The organism is Streptomyces sp. NPDC004266 (assembly GCF_042874095.1).
Classification (GTDB): Bacteria; Actinomycetota; Actinomycetes; order Streptomycetales; family Streptomycetaceae; genus Streptomyces.
This window is the reverse complement of sequence record NZ_JBIAMM010000015.1, coordinates 1-17,125: the sequence shown is the minus strand read 5'-3', so window position 1 is coordinate 17,125 and position 17,125 is coordinate 1. Positions and strand designations below refer to the sequence as shown.

9 protein-coding genes, 1 tRNA gene and 1 rRNA gene are annotated in these 17,125 nt (G+C 71.2%); 1 reads left to right on the top strand and 10 read right to left on the bottom strand.

Features of this window, described 5'->3' with window-relative positions:
* Positions 1-195 precede the first annotated feature (195 nt).
* The 8 genes from ACFYUZ_RS30215 to ACFYUZ_RS30180 all read right to left on the bottom strand — a co-directional run bounded on the left by ACFYUZ_RS30215 (position 196) and on the right by ACFYUZ_RS30180 (position 13,944).
* Entirely contained in the window at positions 196-582 is a 387-nt protein-coding gene (locus ACFYUZ_RS30215) for a helix-turn-helix domain-containing protein (RefSeq protein WP_030694284.1), read from the bottom strand.
* Between the two features lie 109 nt (positions 583-691).
* Positions 692-1,213 (bottom strand): CinA family protein, encoded by a 522-nt coding sequence (locus ACFYUZ_RS30210; RefSeq protein WP_389314532.1) that lies wholly within the window; start codon positions 1,211-1,213, stop codon positions 692-694.
* Positions 1,210-1,884, bottom strand: a complete 675-nt coding sequence (gene pgsA / locus ACFYUZ_RS30205) for a CDP-diacylglycerol--glycerol-3-phosphate 3-phosphatidyltransferase (RefSeq protein WP_389314530.1) — start codon at positions 1,882-1,884, stop codon at positions 1,210-1,212. Before pgsA ends, ACFYUZ_RS30210 begins: the two co-directional genes overlap by 4 nt.
* Positions 1,881-3,374, bottom strand: a complete 1,494-nt coding sequence (gene rimO / locus ACFYUZ_RS30200) for a 30S ribosomal protein S12 methylthiotransferase RimO (RefSeq protein ID WP_389314528.1) — start codon at positions 3,372-3,374, stop codon at positions 1,881-1,883. The genes pgsA and rimO overlap by 4 nt, the downstream gene beginning before the upstream one ends.
* 78 nt (positions 3,375-3,452) lie before the next feature.
* On the bottom strand, positions 3,453-4,280 hold the full coding sequence (locus ACFYUZ_RS30195; RefSeq protein ID WP_389314526.1) for a helix-turn-helix domain-containing protein: 828 nt from the start codon (positions 4,278-4,280) through the stop codon (positions 3,453-3,455).
* 282 nt (positions 4,281-4,562) lie between these two features.
* A complete protein-coding gene (locus ACFYUZ_RS30190) occupies positions 4,563-7,346 on the bottom strand; it encodes a DNA translocase FtsK (protein ID WP_389314525.1) in 2,784 nt (927 codons plus the stop codon).
* A gap of 138 nt (positions 7,347-7,484) precedes the next feature.
* The gene (locus ACFYUZ_RS30185) at positions 7,485-8,159 is read right to left on the bottom strand and encodes a two-component system response regulator (protein ID WP_389314523.1); all 675 of its coding nucleotides are present in this window, start codon (positions 8,157-8,159) and stop codon (positions 7,485-7,487) included.
* A 304-nt stretch (positions 8,160-8,463) separates the two neighbouring features.
* Positions 8,464-13,944: a HAMP domain-containing protein gene (locus ACFYUZ_RS30180; protein WP_389314521.1), complete on the bottom strand. Its 5,481-nt coding sequence runs from the start codon at positions 13,942-13,944 to the stop codon at positions 8,464-8,466.
* Positions 13,945-14,213: 269 nt separating this feature from the next.
* On the opposite strand from ACFYUZ_RS30180, the gene ACFYUZ_RS30175 reads away from it, so the two are divergent.
* Entirely contained in the window at positions 14,214-16,859 is a 2,646-nt protein-coding gene (locus ACFYUZ_RS30175) for a SpoIIE family protein phosphatase (protein ID WP_389314519.1), read from the top strand.
* 95 nt (positions 16,860-16,954) lie between these two features.
* Here the strand turns inward: ACFYUZ_RS30175 and ACFYUZ_RS30170 are convergent.
* A tRNA-Thr gene (locus tag ACFYUZ_RS30170) sits at positions 16,955-17,027 on the bottom strand.
* A gap of 4 nt (positions 17,028-17,031) precedes the next feature.
* Positions 17,032-17,125, bottom strand: a 5S ribosomal RNA gene (gene rrf / locus ACFYUZ_RS30165); the annotation flags it as partial.

The window sequence follows — 17,125 nt, the reverse complement described above, 5'->3', positions numbered from 1 at the left end:
GCACCGGTGGCAGACCCGGCGCACACGGCCCAGTCGGACGTCCCTCCCACCATGGCACGCCACCCTGGAACCCGGCATCTCAGGGAAACCGCCCCGAACTCCCTCGAAAAGGACCGAAAACGAGCCGGAAACAGGAAAAGCCCCGGTCAGCGCCCTGCGAACAGGACACCGGCCGGGGCTTCGCCCCACTTCGGTTCAGGCAGCGACGACGTCCACCGCTTCCGCGGGCGCCTTGATGGTCACCCGCTCGGTGGGCACACCGGCCACCGACGTCACCGACACCGAATTGAGCATCGGACGGCGTACCGGCGTCGGTACCGGTTCGCTCGCCGCTGCCGACTCGGCCAGTTCGGCCAGCGACAGCTCGTCGCTCACTTCGCGCATGAGCTCGGACATCCGTACGTCCAGCGCGTCGCAGATCGCGGAGAGCAGTTCGGAGGAAGCCTCCTTCTGCCCCCGCTCCACCTCGGAGAGATAGCCGAGCGAGACTCGGGCGGACGAGGAGACTTCGCGCAGAGTACGGCCCTGGCGCTGGCGCTGCCGACGCAGCACGTCACCCAGCAGGCGACGGAGCAGAATCATCGGTGGCTCCCTCCTCGGACCGCGTAGCCGCATCCTTCACGCCCCACCGTACCGCCTCGCGCTGCGGCCGTGCGGGGAGCGATGTCGTGTTCACTCAGGGCTGCAAACATCAATTCCCCCCGTTGTGTTCCGTATCCTGTGCCCGCGCATTTCCCGAGAGTTCCTCATGGAGCAGTTCCAGCACGCTCCGTACGCTCTCTCTACGGATTTCCTCACGGCCGCCGTTCAACCTCAACGACACCACTTTCCCTGCGCGGGCGCTCGTCGCGGCCGGCCCCGAGACCGCCACGTAGACGGTGCCTACGGGCTGCCCGTCCTGCTCCGCGGGCCCGGCGACCCCGGTCGTCGAGATCCCCCAGTCGGCGCCGAGCCGGTCCCGCACACCGGACGCCATCTGCAGCGCGACCTCGGGATCCACCGCTCCGCGCTCCGCGAGCAGGGCCGCGTCGACCCCCAGGAGCTCGTGCTTGAGGGCGGTGGCGTAGGCGACGACCGACCCCAGGAAGGACACCGAGGAACCGGGCTCCCCGGTGAGCGCGGCGGCCACGAGACCGCCCGTGAGCGATTCCGCGGCGGCCACCTTCTGGTCACGCTCCGCAAGCAGCTCCAGCACCCGGGCGGCCTCGTTCATCGCGTCGCCGCCTCCGACCGCGCGGCCGCCCGCTCCGCCGCGAGCCCCCTGCGCCGCAGGACGACCGCCTGGCGCACGTAGTCCAGACCGGTGACGACCGTCAGCACGACGGCCAGCGCCATCACCCAGAAGCGGAGGGTGGCCAGCGGCCCGGTGAGCATGAGGACGTACATGCCGACGGCGGTGCCCTGGGCGAGCGTCTTCATCTTGCCGCCGCGGCTGGCGGGAATGACCCCGTGCCGGATGACCCAGAACCGCATCAGGGTGATGCCGAGCTCACGGGCCAGGATGACCGCGGTCACCCACCAGGGAAGGTCCCCGAGCGCGGAGAGCGAGACCAGTCCGGCGGCCATGATCGCCTTGTCGGCGATGGGGTCGGCGATCTTCCCGAAGTCGGTGACCAGGTTGTACGTACGGGCGAGGTGCCCGTCGAAGACGTCCGTGATCATGGCCACCGCGAACGCCGCCCACGCCCAGGCCCGCCACGCGGGGTCGTGCCCGCCGTCCTGGAACAGCAGGATCACGAAGCCCGGCACGAGCACGAGCCGGATCATGGTGAGGATGTTCGCGATGTTCCACAGGCTGGCCTGGTTGACGGCCGCAGCGCCCAGCTTGCCGCGGGGCGCCGGCCTACCGGTCCCGCCCGTCGCGGATGCCGGGACTCCGGTCATCTGCCCGCCTCCTCGAAAAGACACTCGGCCACCAGGTCGACGCCCTCCGTGCCGACGACCTTCGCACTGACCATACGGCCCGGGGCCAGGTCGGGGCTCGTACCGTGGGACGTGGTGAGGACCACCTGTCCGTCGGTCTCGGGCGCCTGGTGGGCGGCGCGGCCGATCCAGCCGTCCTCCTCGTCGAAGGACTCGACCAGTACTTCCAGGGTCTCCCCGAGGCGCTCCTCCGCGCGCTGCGCGGTGAGCTCCTCGGCGAGCCGGGAGAGGTGGGCGAGCCGCTCGTCGACGACCTCCTGGTCGAGCTTGTGCTCGTACGTGGCGGCCTCGGTGCCGTCCTCGTCGGAGTAGCCGAAGACGCCGATGGCGTCGAGGCGCGCGTGGGTGACGAAGCGTTCCAGCTCGGCGAAGTCCGCCTCGGTCTCGCCGGGGAAGCCGACGATGAAGTTGGAGCGGGCACCGGCGGTGGGGGCCTTGGAGCGGATGGTCTCCAGGAGCTCCAGGAAGCGGTCGGTGTCGCCGAAGCGGCGCATGGCCCGCAGCACGTCCGGGGCGCTGTGCTGGAAGGACAGGTCGAAGTAGGGCGCGACCTTCTCGGTCGACGTGAGGACGTCGATCAGGCCCGGGCGCATCTCGGCGGGCTGGAGGTAGCTCACGCGGACGCGCTCGATGCCGTCCACCGAGGCCAGCTCGGGCAGCAGGCTCTCCAGGAGCCGGATGTCGCCGAGGTCCTTGCCGTAGGAGGTGTTGTTCTCGGAGACCAGCATGACCTCCTTGACGCCCTGCTCGGCGAGCCAGCGCGTCTCGTTCAGCACGTCCGAGGGGCGGCGCGAGACGAAGGAGCCGCGGAAGGAGGGGATGGCGCAGAAGGAGCAGCGGCGGTCGCAGCCGGAGGCCAGCTTCACGGAGGCGACGGGGCTGGTGTCCAGACGGCGGCGGAGGGGGGCGCGCGGGCCGGAGGCGGGCGCGATCCCCTCGGGGAGGTCGGCGGGGGCCTCTGCGGGCGTCTCGGCGGTGTCTCCGTGCCCCGGCAGGGCCACGGCCGCGGCGGCCTCCTGGCGCTCCACGGGCGACAGCGGCAGCAGCTTGCGCCGGTCGCGCGGGGCGTGGGCCTCGACGCTGCCACCGCTGAGGATGGTCTGGAGGCGGTTGGAGATGTCGGCGTAGTCGTCGAAGCCGAGGACGCCGTCGGCCTCCGGGAGGGCCTCGGCGAGCTCCTTGCCGTACCGCTCGGCCATGCAGCCGACGGCGACGACGGCCTGGGTCCTGCCGTGGTCCTTCAGATCATTGGCTTCGAGGAGGGCGTCGACGGAGTCCTTCTTGGCGGCCTCGACGAATCCACAGGTGTTGACGACGGCGACGTCCGCTTCCTCGGCGTTCTCGACGAGCTCCCAGCCGTCCGCTGCCAAGCGGCCTGCGAGCTCCTCCGAGTCCACCTCGTTACGGGCGCAGCCAAGAGTGACAAGGGCGACGGTACGGCGTTCGGGCATGGACTCAAGACTACTTCGTCCCGGCCGTTCCCCCGTCGCGCAGGGTTCACCTGCGCGACGGAGGTCACATCGGGGGGGTCAGCCGGCCTCGGGGTCGCCCTTGGTGTAGCTGAGCCGCTCGACCTGGCCGGATTCGAACTTGTCGGCGAGCTTCTTGCCGTTCACGTAGAGCTCGATCGCACCGGCGTTGCCGAGGACCAGGTCGACGCGCTCGTCGTCCTGGAAGGTCTTGGACTCGCCCTTGAGGAGGAGGCCGTCGAAGAGGAGCTTGCCGTCGTGCGCCTTGGCCGAGATCCAGCTCTTGTCGTCGATCGCGGAGAGCTTGACCGTGACCTTGTCCCGCGGGACCGCGGCGATCACGCTCTCGGTGGGCTTGGGCGCGGCGGGCTTGGCCGGCTTCGGCTTGGGCGCGGCGGTGGCCTTCTCCGGGGCGGGGGCCGGGCCGCCGTCGGCCGCGGTGGTGCCCCTGGGGGCCTCGTTGCCGTTGAACATCGTGAAGCCGACGAACCCGACGACGGCGACGATGGCCGCGACCATCGCGGCGGTCCAGTTGGGCCGGCGCGGCTCGGGGCGGATGCGTTCCGCCTCGAAGAGCGGGGCTGCGGGGGTGGGCGCGGGACGGCCGCCGTGCTCGGCGTCGTACTGCTCGATCAGCGGAGCCGGGTCGAGAGCGACGGCGCGCGCGAGGGTACGGATGTGGCCGCGGGCGTAGACGTCGCCGCCACAGCGCGAGAAGTCGTCCTCCTCGATCGCGTGCACGATCGGGATCCGGACACGGGTGGAGGCACTGACCTCTTCGACGGTGAGACCGGCGGCGATTCGGGCCTGCTGGAGAGCGCGACCGATCGAGTCCCGGTCGTCTGCCGGGAAGGTCCGGTCGTCTTCGGGGGAGTTGCCGATGGACACGAGAGCGCCTTTCGAGCGTGTAGCCACCTGCTGGACGTTCAGTCTATGGGTGGTACGAAAGGGTGGGGCAACCGGGCGGGTGCTGTTTGTACGCCATGAGGCTGGGACATCCTGCTGTCCCTTCCTCCAACTTGACGTACGGCCAGGGGAAACGGTTGCCCTCCGTTCCCTTACGAGTGAGTCTCGGGCTGATCTCGATCGGGTACCCGACCCCGGAGGGGCCACACCCGCCGGGGCCCGTCCGGCGGACCGGACGCCGCGGGCCCGGCCGCCGGGCGGGCCCTACTCCCCCGACTCCCCGCGGATCACGGCCAGGACCCCGTCCAGCTCGTCGGGCTTGACGAGCACGTCCCGCGCCTTCGACCCCTCGCTCGGTCCGACGATGTTCCGCGACTCCATCAGGTCCATCAGCCGGCCGGCCTTCGCGAAGCCCACGCGCAGCTTCCGCTGGAGCATCGAGGTGGAGCCGAACTGCGTCGAGACGACCAGTTCGGCCGCCTGGCACAGCAGGTCGAGGTCGTCGCCGATGTCCTCGTCGATCTCCTTCTTCTGCTTCGTGCCGACGGTGACGTCGTCCCGGAAGACGGGCGTCATCTGGTCCTTGCAGTGCTGCACGACGGCCGCGACCTCGGCCTCGGTGACGAACGCGCCCTGCATGCGGACGGGCTTGTTGGCACCCATCGGCAGGAACAGCCCGTCGCCCTTGCCGATCAGCTTCTCGGCGCCGGGCTGGTCCAGGATGACCCGGCTGTCGGCGAGCGAGGAGGTGGCGAACGCGAGCCGCGAGGGCACGTTCGCCTTGATCAGGCCGGTGACGACGTCCACGGACGGCCGCTGGGTGGCGAGCACGAGGTGGATGCCGGCGGCGCGGGCCAACTGGGTGATGCGGACGATCGAGTCCTCGACGTCGCGCGGGGCGACCATCATCAGGTCGGCCAGCTCGTCGACGATCACCAGGAGGTACGGGTACGGGTTGAGCTCGCGCTCGCTGCCCTCGGGCAGCTTGATCTTGCCGTCCCGGATGGCCTGGTTGAAGTCGTCGATGTGCCGGTAGCCGAAGGCGGCCAGGTCGTCGTAGCGCAGGTCCATCTCGCGCACGACCCACTGGAGGGCCTCGGCCGCCTTCTTGGGGTTGGTGATGATCGGGGTGATCAGGTGCGGGATGCCCTCGTAGGCGGTGAGCTCGACCCGCTTGGGGTCGACCAGCACCATCCGGACGTCCTCCGGGGTCGCTCTTATCATGATCGACGTGATCAGGCAGTTGATGCACGAGGACTTTCCGGAGCCCGTGGCGCCGGCGACCAGGACGTGCGGCATCTTCGCCAGGTTGGCCATCACGTAGCCGCCCTCGACGTCCTTGCCGAGCGCGACCAGCATCGGGTGCTCGTCCCCGGCCGCGTCCGCGAGCCGCAGCACGTCCCCCAGGTTGACCATCTCGCGGTCGCTGTTCGGGATCTCGATGCCGACCGCCGACTTCCCGGGGATCGGCGAGATGATCCGCACGTCCGGCGAGGCCACCGCGTAGGCGATGTTCTTGGTCAGGGCCGTGATCTTCTCGACCTTCACGGCCGGGCCGAGCTCGACCTCGTACCGCGTGACCGTCGGGCCGCGCGTGAAGCCGGTGACGGCCGCGTCGACCTTGAACTCGACGAAGACGTTGGAGAGCGCGTCGACGACCGCGTCGTTGGCGGCGCTGCGGGTCTTGCCCGGCCCGCCGCGCTCCAGGAGGTCGAGCGAGGGCAGGGAGTACGTGATGTCGCCCGCGAGCTGGAGCTGCTCGGCCCGGGGCGGCAGGTCGGCCGGCTCCGGCGCCGGCTTCGTCAGATCGGGTACGCCTCCGCCGGGGCGGTCTCCCCCGCGCGCCGGCGGTACGGGAGCGGCCTTCTCCACGGGTCCGGACGCCGCCACGGCCGCGTTCCGCTCGGCGGTGACGTCCTTGGTCAGGTCGGCGACGATCGGCGAGGGCGGCATGCCGTTCAGCACGGCGCCGTCGAGCGCGGCGGCGGCCGCCGCGGCGACGTCCACCGGGTCCAGGCCGGAGCTCCGGCGGGCCGGGCGGCCGCTCCGCTCCGGCGCCGGTGTCTCCGCCCGGTCGACGTCGTACGGCTCCGTGGGCCCGGCCGAGCGGCGCCGGACGGGCCGTGCGGGCCGCGGTCCCGCGTCCCGCCACTCCTCGTCGTACGCCTCGTGGTCCGGGTGCCCCCCGTACTCCTCGGCCTCCGCCGGGTCGTACGGGAGTTCGATGATGCCCAGCCTGGCGCCGAGCGCGCGCAGCCGCTGCGGGATCGCGTTGACCGGGGTGGCGGTGACCACGAGCAGCCCGAAGACGGTCAGCAGCACCAGCATCGGTACGGCGAGGACCTCGCCCATCATGAAGACGAGGGGCTGGGACGCGGCCCAGCCGATGAGCCCACCGGCGTCCTGCATGGCCGCGCTGCCGTCGCCGCGCCCCGGCGAACCGCAGGCGATGTGCACCTGTCCGAGGACGCCGATGACGAGTGCGGAGAGGCCGATGCTGATCCGGCCGTTGGCCTCGGGCTTCTCGGGATACAGGATGAGCCGGATGCCGATCGCGCCGAGGAGCAGCGGCACGAGCAGGTCGAGTCGGCCGAAGGATCCGGTGACCAGCATCTCGACGAGGTCGCCGACCGGGCCGCGCAGGTTGGACCAGGTGCCGGCGGCGACGATCAGCGCGAGGGCGAGGAGGAGCAGCGCGAGCCCGTCCTTGCGGTGCGCGGGATCGAGCCCCTTGGCGCCGCGGCCTATGCTCCGGAACAGCGCCCCGATGGCGTGGGCGAGACCGAGCCAGGCGCCGCGCGCCAGCCGGTAGACGCCCCCCGTCGGGGACGGGGCGGGGCGCGGGGCGGCCTTCTTCGCCGCGGTCTTCCGCGCGGGCGCGCGCTTGGCGGGCGCGGCCTTCTTGGCCGACGCCTTCTTCGCCGGCGCCTTCTTCGCGGGTGGTTTCGCGGGCGCCGCCTTCTTCGCGGCACCCGTCGTCCGGCCGGTGCGCGGTTTCGCGGTGCCCGCCGTGCCCTGGGAACCCTTGCCGGACGTACGTGAAGCCATGATGCCGAGGTTACCGGTGTGGGGAGGGGTGTGGGGAGCGCCCGTCCGCCTCACCCGTTCGTGTCGTCCGTGGCGCAGCGCGGTGCTGACGCCGCATCACGGTGCTCCCCTCCGGGCGGGACGGCGGGTGACGGCGCGTCAGCCCTGGGCGGGCAGGGTCGGCGTGGCGCCCGTGCCCGGCTCCAGCGCGTCCAGGGCCCGGCGCAGCCCGGTGAGTTTGCGCTCCAGGTGCGCGGCGGTGGCGACGGCCGCCGCGTCGGCGGAGTCGTCGTCGAGCTGCTTCGACAGGGCCTCGGCCTGCTCCTCGACGGCCGCGAGCCGGGCGGAGAGCTCGGCGAGCAGCCCGGCGGACTCCTTGCCGTGACCGCCCTCGCCGCCGCCCTCCAGCTGCAGCCGCAGCAGGGCGGCCTGCTCGCGCAGCTTGCAGTTCTTCATGTAGAGCTCGACGAAGACGGAGACCTTGGCGCGCAGCACCCACGGGTCGAAGGGCTTGGAGATGTAGTCGACCGCCCCGGCCGCGTACCCCCGGAAGGTGTGGTGGGGGCCGTGGTTGATGGCGGTGAGGAAGATGATCGGGATGTCCCGGGTCCGCTCGCGCCGCTTGATGTGGGCGGCGGTCTCGAAACCGTCCATTCCCGGCATCTGGACGTCGAGCAGGATGACCGCGAAGTCGTCCGTCAACAGCGCCTTGAGCGCTTCCTCCCCGGACGATGCCCGCACCAGCGTCTGATCGAGCGCGGAGAGAATGGCCTCCAGCGCCAGCAGATTCTCCGGCCTGTCATCGACCAGGAGGATCTTGGCCTTCTGCACCATGCCCCGTCCTCCTCGTCCCGGCAACGGCTCTCCCCGGACCCCCGAACCGGGGGAAGCACCGGGCGCCGCCCCAGAAGACGACTCCCTAGCGCCGTCCGTCCTTGTGCCGGTCATCGTAGCCGCACCCCGCCCGTCGCCACACCCTGTCACCGCGATGTCACTGTGCACGTAGCAGAAACGCGGTGGGAGACCAGAAGGTTCCCCGTATCCCGCCCTCTCACACGCCCCTGGCGGCAGTCTGCCGGCGCGCCCCGGCGGAGCCCGGGGGTCCGCGCCGGGCGCGGCGCGGACCCCCGGTGCGGAGTCACTCGCCCCGCATCCACTGTTCCATGACCGACAGCAGGTGATCGGGGTCGACCGGCTTCGTCACGTAGTCCGAGGCCCCGGACTCGATCGCCTTCTCCCGGTCGCCCTTCATCGCCTTCGCCGTCAGCGCGATGATCGGCAGCCCCGCGAACTGCGGCATGCGCCGGATCGCGGTCGTCGTCGCGTATCCGTCCATCTCCGGCATCATGATGTCCATCAGCACGACCGTGACGTCGTCGTGCTGCTCCAGGACCTCGATGCCCTCCCGTCCGTTCTCGGCGTAGAGCACCGCGAGGCCGTGCTGCTCCAGGACGCTGGTGAGCGCGAAGACGTTGCGGATGTCGTCGTCGACGATCAGCACCTTCTCGCCGGAGAAGTTGAACGTACGGCGCGGCTCGGCCTCCGGCTCCTCCCGTTCCGCCGCGCTCTGCTGCCCGGACTGCCCGGGAACCGCGCCCCGCGCCCCGCTCGCCTCCGCCGCGGCCTTCCGCCGGTGCCGGAACAGCGCCCCGGCCCCGGACCGCGCCTCCGTCCGCACGGGCGTCGGCGGGAAGTGCGGGAACGGGTGGACGGCCCCGGCCGTCCCCTCCTCGGCCCCCTGCTGCGGATCGTCGGCGTCCTGCGCGCCCTGCCCGTAGCCGCTCGACGGCAGCTCCGTCGGGCTCAGCGGCAGGTAGAGCGTGAACGTCGAACCGCGGCCGGGCTCGCTCGCCGCGAAGATCTCGCCGCCGAGCAGCCGCGCGATCTCCCGGCTGATGGAGAGCCCGAGACCCGTGCCGCCGTACTTCCGGCTGGTCGTGCCGTCGGCCTGCTTGAACGCCTCGAAGATGACCCGCATCTTGCTCGCCGCGATCCCGATCCCGGTGTCGGTGACCGAGAAGGCGATCAGGTCGGCCTCCGGATCGCGCAGCGAGCCCGCCTCCAGGAGCTGCTCGCGGATCGACTGCGGCACGTCCGCGCCGGCCGGCCGGATCACCAGCTCCACCGCGCCCGTGTCGGTGAACTTCACCGCGTTGGACAGCAGGTTGCGCAGGACCTGGAGCAGCCGCTGCTCGTCGGTGTGGAGGGTCGCCGGCAGCTCGGGCGAGACCCGCACCGAGAAGTCGAGCCCCTTCTCCGCCGTGAGCGGCCGGAACGTCGCCTCCACGTAGTCGACGAGCTGGACGAGCGCGATACGGGTCGGCGAGACGTCCATCTTGCCCGCCTCGACCTTCGACAGGTCGAGGATGTCGTTGATCAGCTGGAGCAGGTCCGAGCCCGCCCCGTGGATGGTCTCCGCGAACTCGACCTGCTTCGGCGTCAGGTTGGTCTCGGCGTTGTCGGCGAGCAACTTGGCCAGGATCAGCAGCGAGTTGAGCGGCGTGCGCAGCTCGTGCGACATGTTGGCGAGGAACTCCGACTTGTACCGCATGGAGACGGCGAGCTGCTCCGCCCGCTCCTCCAGGACCTGCCGGGCCTCCTCGATCTCGGTGTTCTTCACCTCGATGTCGCGGTTCTGCCGGGCGAGCAGCTCGGCCTTCTCCTCCAGCTCCAGGTTGGAGCCCTGGAGCTCCTTCTGCCGGTGCTCCAGCTCCGCGGACCGCTCCTTGAGCTGCTCGGTGAGCTTCTGCGACTGCTGGAGCAGCACCTCGGTCTTGGTGTTGACGCTGATGGTGTTGACCGTGGTCGCGATCAGCTCGGCGAGCTGGTTCAGGAAGTCCCGCTGGATCTGCGTGAACGGCTGGAAGGACGCCAGCTCGATCACGCCGAGGACCTTCCCCTCGAAGAGGACCGGCAGCACGATCACGTGCGCGGGCGCGGCCTCGCCGAGCCCCGACGAGATCTTCAGGTAGCCCGGCGGCACGTTGACCTGGATGGTCCGCTTCTCCTCCGCCGCCGTCCCGATGAGGGTCTCCCCGGGCCGGAACGAGGTCGGCATGGACCCGGCGGAGTATCCGTAACTCCCGCGCATCCGCAGCTCGTACGAGCCGTCGCCCTCGCCCACGAGCTCGGCGTCGCTGTGCGCGGAGCCCGTCGGCATGGCCACGAAGAAGGCGCCGTGCTGGGCCGAGACCACCGGCGTCAGCTCGCTCATGATGAGCGAGGCCACGTCGTCCAGGTCCCGCCGGCCCTGCATGAGACCGGAGATGCGCGCCAGGTTGCCCTTGAGCCAGTCCTGCTCCTCGTTGGCGAGGGTGGTGTCGCGCAGGTTGGCGATCATGGTGTTGATGTTCTCCTGGAGGGCCTGGATCTCGCCCGCCGCGTCGACACCGTCGATCTTGAGGTTGAGGTCGCCGCGGGTCACCGCCGTGGCGACGGCCGCGATCGCCCGCACCTGCCGGGTCAGGTTCCCGGCCATCTCGTTCACGGACTCGGTCAGGTCCCGCCAGGTGCCGTCCACGTCACGGACCCGGGCCTGACCGCCCAGCTGCCCGTCCGTGCCCACCTCACGGGCGACCCGGGTGACCTCCTCGGCGAAGTTCGACAGCTGGTCGACCATCGTGTTGATGGTGCTCTTCAGCTCCTGGATCTCACCGCGCGCGTCGATGTCGATCTTCTTGGTGAGGTCGCCCTTGGCGATGGCGGTGGTGACGGCGGCGATCTGGCGCACCTGACCGGTCAGGTTGTCGGCCATGCCGTTCACCGAGTCCGTCAGATCACGCCACGTGCCCGACACTCCCGGCACCCGGGCCTGGCCGCCCAGGATGCCGTCCGTGCCCACCTCGCGGGCCACCCGGGTCACCTCGTCGGCGAACGACGACAGCGTCGTCACCATCGTGTTGACGGTGTCGGCGAGCTCGGCGACCTCGCCGCGCGCCTCGACGGTGACCTTCTTCGTCAGGTCGCCGTTGGCGACGGCCGCGGAGACCCGGGAGATGTTGCGCACCTGGCTGGTCAGGTTGTTGGCCATCAGGTTCACGTTGTCGCTGAGGTCCTTCCAGATGCCGGTCACCCCGCGCACCCGGGCCTGACCGCCGAGGATGCCCTCGGTGCCCACCTCGCGGGCCACCCTCGTCACCTCGTCGGCGAAGTTCGACAGCTGGTCCACCATCGTGTTGACGGTCGTCACCAGCTCCAGGATCTCGCCCTTGGCGTCGACCGTGATCTTCTTCGACAGGTCGCCCATGGCGACCGCCGTCGTGACCTCGGCGATGTTCCGGACCTGGAAGGTCAGGTTGTTCGCCATCATGTTCACCGACTGGGTGAGGTCCTTCCAGGTGCCGGAGACCCCCTGCACCTCGGCCTGGCCGCCGAGGATGCCCTCGGTGCCCACCTCACGGGCCACCCTCGTCACCTGGTCGGCGAAGCTGGAGAGCTGGTCCACCATCGTGTTGAGGGTGTTCTTCAGCTCCAGGATCTCGCCCCGCGCGTCCACGTCGATCTTCTGCGACAGGTCACCGCGCGCCACCGCGGTGGCGACCTGCGCGATGTTGCGGACCTGGGTGGTGAGGTTCCCGGCCATGCCGTTCACCGAGTCCGTCAGATCACGCCACACACCGGCCACGCCCGGCACCTGCGCCTGACCTCCGAGGCGCCCGTCCGTGCCCACCTCGCGGGCCACCCGGGTCACCTGGTCCGCGAAGGCGGACAGCTGGTCCACCATCGTGTTGATGGTGTTCTTCAGCTCCAGGATCTCGCCCCGCGCGTCCACGTCGATCTTCTGCGACAGGTCGCCACGGGCCACGGCCGTCGTCACCTGCGCGATCTGCCGCACCTGCGAGGTCAGGTTGCCGGCCATGAAGTTCACGGAGTCCGTGAGCTCCCGCCAGCGCCCGGACACCCCGTCCACCCGCGCCTGACCGCCCAGCCGGCCCTCGGTGCCCACGTCCCGGGCCATCCGGGTCACCTGGTCCGCGAAGGACGACAGCTGCGACACCATCGTGTTGACGGTGTTCTTCAGCTCCAGCATCTCGCCGGCCACGTCCACCGTGACCTTCTGCGACAGATCGCCGTTGGCCACCGCCGTCGTCACCTGCGCGATGTCCCGCACCTGACCGGTCAGGTTGCGGAAGGCCGTGTTCACCGAGTCGGTGAGGTCCTTCCACGTCCCCGCCGCGCCCGGCACCTCGGCCTGGCCGCCCAGCAGACCCTCGACACCGACCTCCCGGGCCACCCGGGTCACCTCGGAACCGAAGGCGGAGAGCTGGTCCACCATCGTGTTGACGGTGTTCTTCAGCTCCAGCATCTCGCCGGCCACGTCCACCGTGACCTTCTGCGACAGATCGCCGTTGGCCACCGCCGTCGTCACCTGCGCGATGTCCCGCACCTGCGTGGTGATGTTCCGGAAGACCGTGTTGACCGAGTCCGTGAGGTCCTTCCACGTCCCCGCCGCACCCGGCACCTGCGCCTGACCGCCCAGCAGGCCCTGCGCGCCGACCTCGCCCGACACCCGGGTCACCTCGTCGGCGAACGTCCGCAGCGTCTCCGTCATCTGGTTGATGGTGTCGGCGAGTTGGGCGATCTCACCGCGCGCGGAGACCCGCACCTTCTGCGACAGGTCACCGTTGGCGACCGCCGTCGTCACCTCCGCGATCCCTCTCACCTGATTGGTGAGATTCCCCGCCATCGTGTTGACGGAGTCGGTGAGGTCCTTCCACACGCCGGCGACCCCGGCCACCTCGGCCTGACCGCCGAGCTCGCCCTCCGTACCCACCTCGCGCGCGACACGGGTCACCTCGGAGGAGAACGACGACAGCTGGTCCACCATCCGGTTGACGGTGTTCTTCAGCTCCAGCATCTCGCCGGCCACGTTCGCCGTGACCTTCTGCGACAGATCGCCGTCCGCGACCGCCGTCGTCACGAGCGCGATGTCCCGCACCTGGGCCGTCAGCCGGTTCGCCATGGTGTTGACCGAGTCCGTGAGGTCCTTCCACGAACCGGACACCCCGCGCACCTGCGCCTGCCCGCCCAGCTTGCCGTCCGTACCCACCTCGACGGCGACCCTCGTCACCTCGGAGGCGAACACCGACAGCTGGTCCACCAGGTTGTTGGCGGTACGGGCGACCTTCAGGAACTCCCCGCGCAGCGGCCGCACGGTCCCGTCCGCACCCTCCGAACGCAGGTCCATCCGCTGGTCCAGATCGCCCTCGGCCACCGCCGACAGGACCCGCCCCACCTCGGACACCGGCCGGGCCAGATCGTCGACGAGCGCGTTCGCGGCCTCGATCGCCGCCGCCCACGCCCCCTCGCTGGCCCCCGCCTCCAGCCGCTCGGACAGCTTGCCCTCACGGCCGACCACCCGCCGGACCCGCGACAGCTCCCCCGTCACGTGCATCTGCCGGTCGGCGACCTCGTTGAACACGGCGGAGATCTCCGCCATGACCCCGTCGCCGGACACCGTCAGCCGCCTGCGGAAGTTCCCGTCCCGCATCGACACCAGCGCGGCCAGCAGCCGCTCCAGCGCCGCCGCGTCCACCTGGACCGTCCCCCCACGGGAACGTCCGCCCCTCGCGCGCGTGCCACTGCCTCCGCCGCGCCGCGCCGCCGTGCCAGACTCCACCGTGTCCCTCCCGAAAGGGGTCGACCGTACCGCTCCGGCTCTCGCCGTCAGCCTGCCCAGTGTTTCACCGTGACCGAACCAGGCGATAACAGTTCGGCAGCTTCGTACAGCGTCCCTACCCTCCAGGGGCGGAATCAACGGTGACCGGCATCCGCTCGGACAGCGAAGGTAAGTAACCTGGCATCCGGCTGTCCAACCGCCCCGGTCCGCCCGGCGGGGGCGGTGTGGCGTGCGCACGACCACCGGGCAGCGGGAGGGACAGACCGAGCATGGCAGAGCCGGGCGTCGAGACGCGTACGAGGAGTGCTGTGATCACCGCGCGGGCGACTGCCACTTTCGAGCCCGTCGGGCGGTCCGTCGCGGCCGCCCGCGCCTTCGTCCGGGACACCCTCCAGGGCTGGGGACACCCCGAGCTCGTCGACGACGCCGTCGTCCTCACCAGCGAGCTCGTCACCAACGCCGTCATCCACGCCGGCACCTCCGCCGAGGTCCTCTGCCTCCGCTCGGACGACAGCGTCCGCGTCGAGGTCGCCGACCGCTACCCCGAGCGCGAGATCCCCGTCCAGGGCGGCCGCTCCCTCGGCAGCCCGGACCGCGAGAACGGCCGCGGCCTGCTCCTCTGCGCCGCCCTCGCCCACCGCTGGGGCGTCGAGTACTCCCCCACCCGCAAGCACGTCTGGTTCCACCTCGACCTTCCCCAGCGCCCCGTCGGCACCCGCTCCGCCGGCCCCGTCCTCCCCGACGCCCTCCTCCCGGTCGCCGAGAGCCGCGTCCGCGTCGCCGTCGCCCAGATCGACCGCGGCGGCACGATCACCGCCTGGAACGAGGACGCCGAGGAGCTCTTCGGCTACGAGGCCGAGCAGGTCACCGGCAAACCCCTCGGCGACCTCGCCGCCTGGCCCCACACCCCCGGCATCGGCACCGGCCTCGCCGAGGCCCTCCGCCTCTCCCGCTGGGAGGGCAGCTACGGCATCCGCTGCGCCGACGGCCGCGTGGTCCCCGTCTACGCCTCGCACCTCCGGGTCCGCGACGCCCAGGGCGAGCCCTCCACCGTCTGCCTGCTCGTACGGGAGCACGAGCGCGCCGTCCTCCAGACCCCCCAGCGCCCCGCCGTCGATCCGGGCACCGAGAGCCGAGCCGCCGACCCCTTCGAGGTCTTCATCGGCTCCCCGGCCCCCGACGACCTCGACGGCCTCCTCCAGCGCACGGTCGAACGCGCCCGCGACATGCTCGACGGCGACGCCGCCTTCCTCCTGCTCGCCACCGACGACGAGACGGAACTGGAGGTACGGGCGACCACCGGCCTCCCGGCCGCCCGCCAGCGCTTCGCCCGCGTCCCCGTGGAGACCGGCGCCAGCCGGTACGGCTCCGCCCGCATGCCCGCCGTCCACGAGGACCTGGCCGCCGTCCCCGGCGCCGTCCCGCTCCTCGAAGGCACCGGCATGCGCTCGGTGGTCACCGTCCCGCTCAAGGTCGAGGGCCGGCTCACCGGCTCCCTCGGCGTGGCCGCCGAGAGCGCCAACCGCTACTCCAACGAGGAGGCGCTCCGCCTCCAGTTCGCCGCCGACCGCATCGCCCTGGCCGTCGAGTCCGCCCGGCTCGGCGAACTGGAGCGTCTGCGCCGCGGCTCCCTCAGCTTCCTGGTCGAGGCCTCCGACCTCCTGGCCGGCACCCTCGACCGCGACCAGACCCTGGCCCTCATGGCCCAGATGACGGTCCCCACCCTCGCCACCTGGTGCGCGGTCTACACGATCGCCGACCAGGCCTCCGAGCCGTACCTCTCGTACGTGCTCCACGAGGACGAGGACCGCATCGACGGCCTCAAGGCCCTGCTCTCCTCCATCGCCCCGCCGGACCCGGTGCCGACCCCCGGCGCCCGCGTCTGGTCCGCCCCCGGCGAAGCCGCGCACCGCGCCGCGCTGACCGCCTCGGTCCGCGCCCTCGACCATCCCGCGAGCCCGCTCTCCTCCGGCATCGACAACACCCTCGCCACCGCCGGCGCGGTCGCCGGCGAGACGGTCGTCCTGCCGCTGGTCGCCCGCAACCGGGTCATCGGCATGCTGACCCTCGGCAGGCCCTCGGAGGACCACTTCCGCCAGGAGATCCTGGAGCTCGCCGAGGACCTCTCGCGCCGGGCCGCCCTGGCCCTGGACAACGCCCGCCTCTACTCGGAGCGCGTGGCGATCAGCCAGTCCCTCCAGCGCAGCCTGCTCCCGCCCGGCCTCCCCACGATCCCGGGCGTCGAGGTCGACGTCATCTACCGCGCCGCCGGCGAGGGCAACGAGGTCGGAGGCGACTTCTACGACCTCTTCCCCATCCGGGACGGCGCGTACGGATTCGCCATCGGCGACGTCTGCGGCACGGGCCCGGAGGCGGCCGCCGTCACCGGCCTGGCCCGCCACGCCCTGCGCCTCCTGGCCCGCGAGGGCTTCGGCGGCCCCGCCGTCCTGGAGCGGCTGAACGCGGCGATCCTCGACGAGGGCGCCCGCAGCCGCTTCCTGACGCTCCTCTACGGTGAGATGCGCCCGCAGGAGGACGGCTCGGCGATCCTCAAGGTCGTCTGCGCCGGCCACCCCCTCCCGCTGCGCCTCCGCCCGGACGGCACGGTCGAGCCCGCGGCCGAACCGCAGCCTCTCCTGGGCGTCATGGAGGACCTGGAGCTGTACGAGCAGACGGTCACCCTCGACCCGGGCGACGTCCTCCTCTGTGTCACGGACGGCGTGACGGAACGCCGCGAGGGCTCGCGGATGCTGGGCGACGACGGCCTTGCCGAGGTGCTGAAGACCTGCACGGGCCTGACGGCCGGCGCGGTCGCCTCCCGTGTCCTCCGGGCCGTGGAGCGCTTCGCCCAGGCGCCCGCCTCCGACGACATGGCCATCCTGGCGATGCGCCTGCACGAACCGCACGACCGCTAACGGTCCCGGCGATCCCCTTCGGGGGGTCGCCGGTGCCACAGCCGTACGACAACGCAAAAAGGCCCCCGCCACAAGGCGGGGGCCTTTTCACTCGGAGCCCTTTAACGGAATCGAACCGTTGACCTTCTCCTTACCATGGAGACGCTCTACCGACTGAGCTAAAAGGGCAGGTGTTCGGCGGCGTCCTACTCTCCCACAGGGTCCCCCCTGCAGTACCATCGGCGCTGAAAGGCTTAGCTTCCGGGTTCGGAATGTAACCGGGCGTT

Bases quoted from the DNA above. Each gene is read 5' to 3' on its own strand.
- ACFYUZ_RS30215 (WP_030694284.1), bottom strand. From the start codon at position 582: ATGATTCTGCTCCGTCGCCTGCTGGGTGACGTGCTGCGTCGGCAGCGC.
- ACFYUZ_RS30210 (WP_389314532.1), bottom strand. From the start codon at position 1,213: ATGAACGAGGCCGCCCGGGTGCTGGAGCTGCTTGCGGAGCGTGACCAG.
- pgsA (WP_389314530.1), bottom strand. From the start codon at position 1,884: ATGACCGGAGTCCCGGCATCCGCGACGGGCGGGACCGGTAGGCCGGCG.
- rimO (WP_389314528.1), bottom strand. From the start codon at position 3,374: ATGCCCGAACGCCGTACCGTCGCCCTTGTCACTCTTGGCTGCGCCCGT.
- ACFYUZ_RS30190 (WP_389314525.1), bottom strand. From the start codon at position 7,346: ATGGCTTCACGTACGTCCGGCAAGGGTTCCCAGGGCACGGCGGGCACC.
- ACFYUZ_RS30185 (WP_389314523.1), bottom strand. From the start codon at position 8,159: ATGGTGCAGAAGGCCAAGATCCTCCTGGTCGATGACAGGCCGGAGAAT.
- ACFYUZ_RS30175 (WP_389314519.1), top strand. From the start codon at position 14,214: ATGGCAGAGCCGGGCGTCGAGACGCGTACGAGGAGTGCTGTGATCACC.